The 4,958-nt window shown below is 66.4% G+C and carries 4 protein-coding genes and 1 pseudogene; 1 reads left to right on the top strand and 4 read right to left on the bottom strand.

The annotated features are described in order from the left end of the window. A pseudogene (locus tag VN856_RS11285) lies at positions 1–541 on the top strand (adenylate/guanylate cyclase domain-containing protein); the annotation flags it as partial. 127 nt (positions 542–668) lie between these two features. On the opposite strand, the gene VN856_RS11290 reads toward VN856_RS11285, so the two are convergent. The 4 genes from VN856_RS11290 to VN856_RS11305 all read right to left on the bottom strand — a co-directional run. Next, positions 669–1,472 (bottom strand): polysaccharide deacetylase family protein, encoded by an 804-nt coding sequence (locus VN856_RS11290; protein ID WP_414686929.1) that lies wholly within the window; start codon positions 1,470–1,472, stop codon positions 669–671. A 115-nt stretch (positions 1,473–1,587) separates the two neighbouring features. Then, positions 1,588–2,883: a PhoH family protein gene (locus VN856_RS11295; protein WP_414686930.1), complete on the bottom strand. Its 1,296-nt coding sequence runs from the start codon at positions 2,881–2,883 to the stop codon at positions 1,588–1,590. Between the two features lie 303 nt (positions 2,884–3,186). Further along, entirely contained in the window at positions 3,187–4,017 is an 831-nt protein-coding gene (locus VN856_RS11300; protein WP_325688980.1) for an acyl-ACP desaturase, read from the bottom strand. 48 nt (positions 4,018–4,065) lie between these two features. After that, positions 4,066–4,958, bottom strand: an 893-nt coding sequence (locus tag VN856_RS11305) for a serine hydroxymethyltransferase (protein ID WP_325688982.1), incomplete at its 5' end; no start/stop codon positions are given.

The following is a 4,958-nucleotide window of genomic DNA, read 5'->3' on the forward strand; positions in this document are numbered from 1 at the left end:
CGAAGCCACGAACAACCCGTGGGTGCTCAGCTACGCGCTTCTGTGCTACGGCATGGCTTACCAGAACGCAGATCCGCAGCGTGCGCTCGCGGCCCTGCGCCGGGCGCTGGAAGTCAGCCACGACAGCGGTAACCGCGCCAACGAGTCCCACCTGGCGCACCTTTTGGCCGGTTTGGAGGTCAGACACGGCGACCCGGCCGCCGCGCTGGATTACATCACGTTAGCGATCCGCAATTACCACGATGCCGGCAGCGTCGCCTTCATCCATACCCCCCTCGCCAGCCTCGCGACGCTTCTGCGGCGACTCGGACGCTTCGAGCCCGCAGCCACCATCGCCGCATTCGCAGCACTCAACCCAATCAGCGTGGCTTTGTACCCCGACCTCCATGATCTGATCGGTCACCTCCGCGAAGTTCTCGGCGGGGAGGCCTATGAAAAATGTGCGCGCAAGGGCCAGGCGATGACCATCACCGAAATCCTGAACTTCGCCTACGACCAAATTGACCAAGTGCGAGCAGAAGTGAACGCTGGCTCGAAATAGACGACATATGCGACCAGCACGGACTCGCTTCTGGAAAAAGCGATTTGGATGCCGGGGTGTCCAGAAGTCCGTCTCGGAAAGTCGTATCGCACTCATCGTGTCGCAACAATTTGATGACCTGCAACAGCTAGCTACCGTTGTTCGGTCCGCCCGAGTTCTGGCCGGAGACATCAGTGATCGGGAAGTTGGGCATCGGCGGCGGCGACGGCGTATTGGGCAGCGACGGAATCTCCGAGGCGGGGATGTCGTGCAGGTCATTAGCCGGGGGTCCGTTGTCGCGGCTGCCGTAAACGCTGCCCGGGGCGCGCTGCCCGAGCAGCTGGCTGACCGTGACGAAGTGGTAGTTGTTGGCCTTGAGCACCGGGATGAACTGCTCGACCAAGTCGACCGTGCTGGAGTAGGTGTCGTGCAGCAACACCACCGAACCGGGCTTGATCTGAGACATCAGCAGCAGCCGGCTGGCCGCGGTGTTGGAGTCGTTGATCCAGTCGTAAGGGATGACGTCCCAAAGGATTCCGGCTAAGCCGGCCTTGGCGGCCTGCTCGTTGACCGCCGCATCGGTCAACCCGCCCGGTGGCCGCCACAACTTCGGCGTCACACCGGTTGCCGCGGCGATCGCGTCGTTAGCGCGGGACAGCTGGCTGGGGACGTCTTCGGGCGGCAACGTCGTCATGTTGGGGTGTTCCCAGGTGTGGTTGCCCAGTTCCATGCCCGCGTCGACAACCCGCTTGGCGCCCGCCCGGTTGGCCGCCACCTTGTTACCGATCTCGAAGAACGTGGCCTTGGCCTTGTTCGCGGTCAGGATGCTCAGCAGCCGGTCGGTATACGGGGTGGGGCCGTCGTCGAACGTCAACGCGACGCACTTGACCTGTGCACAGTCCACGACGTCGTTGGCGTGTGCGAATCGGACGTGCCCGGTGAACGCACCGATCCCGACGATGGCGGCCGCCGCCGCCACGCCGGCGACGGTGCGCCAGTACCGCCAGGCTTGGTTGTCCGGTCGTTTCGACACGGCCGCAGCTTACCGGCGGCGAAGGCCCGCTCGATTACAGCGGTACGCCGCTGATCTCCTCGAGCATCTCGGTGACCAGCGCCGCGATCGGCGACCGCTCGCTGCGCAGCAACGTGATGTGCGCGAACAGCGGGTGGCCCTTGAGTTTCTCGACCACCGCGGCGACGCCATCGTGCCGGCCCACCCGCAGGTTGTCGCGCTGAGCGACATCGTGAGTCAGCACCACCCGCGATCCCGCGCCCAGCCGGGACAGCACGGTCAGCAGCACGTTTCGTTCCAGGGACTGCGCTTCGTCGACGATGACGAACGAGTCGTGGAGCGAGCGACCGCGGATATGGGTCAGCGGCAGCACCTCGAGCATGCCGCGGGAAAGCACCTCTTCGAGCACCGCGGGGCTGGCCAGACCTTCGAGGGTGTCGAAGACCGCCTGGGCCCACGGGCCCATCTTTTCGCTCTCGCTACCGGGTAGATAACCCAACTCTTGGCCGCCGACCGCGTAGAGCGGGCGGAACACGACTACCTTGCGCTGCGTGCGGCGCTCCAGCACGGCCTCCAGCCCGGCGCACAACGCCAACGCCGACTTGCCGGTGCCGGCCTTGCCGCCCAGCGACACGATGCCGACCGACTCGTCGAGCAGCAGATCCAAGGCCACCCGCTGTTCGGCGGATCGCCCGCGCAGTCCGAAAACCTCGCGGTCGCCGCGGACCAGCTGGACCCGCTTGTTCGCGTTGACCCGGCCGAGCGCATGGGAGCTGCCGGCCAGCAGCCGAATACCGGTGTGGCACGGCAAGTCTCGCGCGGCCTCCAGGTCGACCTCGCCATCGGCGAACAACGCGTCGATGTCGTCGGCGCTGGTCTCCATTTCCGTCATCCCGGTCCAGCCGGAGACGACGACGTCCTGCGCGTGGTACTCGTCGGCGAGCAAGCCCACCGCGCCCGCTTTGACGCGCAGCGGAATGTCCTTGCTGACCAACGTGACTCGCTTGCCTTCGGCGGCGAGGTTGGCGGCACAGCACAGGATGCGCGAGTCGTTGGTGTCGGTTCGGAACCCGGCCGGCAGCACGCTGGGGTCGCTGTGGTTGAGCTCGACGTGCAGCGTGCCGCCCTGCGTGCCGACCGGAATCGGCTGATCCAGCCGCCCATGCTGGACCCGGAGATCGTCGAACAGGCGCAACGCCTGGCGGGCGAACCAGCCCAGTTCGTGGTGGTGGCGCTTGGCCTCCAGCTCACTGATCACTACCAGCGGAACAACCACTTCGTGTTCGGCGAAGCGGGAGCAGGCCCACGGATCGGACAACAACACCGACGTGTCGAGCACGTAGGTCCTGATGGTGTCCTGTGAAACCGCCGGGGAATCAGTCACGAGCGCTCCTCGAGCTCATCGCCCGGCTCGCTGCCGCAAGTTGGTGGTGGCCCCACAGCCACCCATGCGCGCGAAGCGACCTAGCCGGGCTGGATGCCCGTGCGGCCCGCACGGACGATTCGGCGGGGGCCGCGGCGTCAGGACCGGGGCCGGCGGTCCTGTCGAAGTTGAGACGAGAGGCGCCGCCCGGATAGCAGAGCATGTCGCTAGCCATCGAAAGCAAAGCTACTCTCGTCGGCGCATGTGCGCCGTGCAGGCGCGCCGACGTGGCTAACTGATGACGAACTGCCGCAGCGCGGGCTCGTCGGCGACCCCCCACGCGGTGATGCGGTCGGAAATCACCCGGCGTAGTAGGTCGGGGCCGAAAATGCCTGCGTCGGCGACGTTTCGCACCTTGTCGCCGTAGGCATCGATGTCGGCGCCGATGACGTCGATCTCGGCCGCGCGGGCGGCGATGGCGGCGATCGTCTCGTCGCGGGTGTAGCTGAGGCAGTGCGCGACAAGGTTGACGAAGAACTCTTCGTGGCGAACCTCGTCACGGGCGATGTGAGTGATGAGGCCGGCCAGCACCGGCTCCTCGATCTGCGCCGCGAGGTTGTTGGTGAACACCGCGTGGGAGGCCTCGAAGAGAGCCATGAATACCAGGGTTTCGACCTGAGAGAACTGGTCGGCGCGGTAGCCCTTCTGCGACACGTGCTCGAAGCGGACGTGCTCGTTGGCGGTCGGGTCGATCTCGCGCGTCACGACGAAGTACTCGCGCAGCGCTATGGCGTGCAGATGCTCCTCGGCGGTCCAGCGGCCGATCCACTGGGCCCACATGTCCTCGAGGATGAAGTGCTCGACGAGTTCGCGGTGGTAGCCCGCGATGTTGTCTTTGGTGACGAGCAGGATTTCGCACGCGTCGGTCACGACTTTCGGCAGCGTCACCTGTGACGGGTCCCAGTCGCGTCCGCCCAGGAAGGCGAAGTTCTCGCCCTGCTCGAAGGGGACGAAGTCGTGGGCGAACCAGAGTTGCTCGGTGCCCAGGTGCCGGTCGAGGTTCTCGCCCACCACGGGGTCGAGTTCGAGGATCAGCGCGTTAGCGACAGGTTTCTGTGCCATGCGGTAACCGTAACCCGCGTACACAGGTTTCGTAAAATCTCCCACGCATCAAATCAGCGACCAGTCTTCCAGGCCGTCGTAGAGCGGAAACTCCCTGGCCAGGCGGGTAACTCGGTCGCGCAGCGCCGACACGTCAGCCGCTTTGCCGGCCGCCAGCGCGGTGGCGATGATGTCGGCGACCTCGGTGAACTCGGCGTCCCCGAAGCCGCGGGTAGCCAGCGCCGGGGTGCCGACCCGCAGGCCCGAGGTCACCATCGGCGGCCGCGGGTCGTTGGGAACGGCGTTGCGGTTCACGGTGATCCCGACCTCGTGCAGCAAGTCCTCGGCGGCCTGCCCGTCCAGCGGCGAGTCGCGCAGGTCCACCAGCACCAGGTGCACGTCGGTTCCGCCGCTGACCACCGAAACGCCGGCCTTGGCGACGTCGGCCGCCAGCAGCCGCTCGGCGATGATCCGGGCGCCGGACAGCGTGCGCCGCTGGCGGTCGGCGAATTCCGGCGTGCTCGCGATTTTCAGCGCTACCGCCTTCGCGGCGATGACATGCATCAGCGGGCCACCCTGCTGGCCCGGGAAGACCGCCGAGTTGATCGACTTCGCGTATTCCTGCTTGCCGATGATCAGGCCGGACCGCGGGCCACCCAGCGTCTTGTGCACGGTCGTCGAGACGACGTCGGCGTGCGGCACCGGCGACGGGTGCAGCCCGGCCGCGACCAGACCGGCGAAGTGCGCCATGTCCACCCACAGCTTGGCGTCGACCTCGTCGGCGATCGACTTGAACGCGGCGAAGTCCAACACCCGCGGATAGGCCGACCAGCCCGCGACGATCACCTTCGGGCGGAACTCCAGGGCCTGGGCGCGCACCGCGTCCATGTCGATCAGGTGTGTGGTGGCGTCGACCCCGTAGAAGGCGTTCTCGTAGAGCTTGCCGGAGAAGTTCAGCTTCA

This window comes from Mycobacterium sp., assembly GCF_035603715.1.
Classification (GTDB): Bacteria; Actinomycetota; Actinomycetes; order Mycobacteriales; family Mycobacteriaceae; genus Mycobacterium.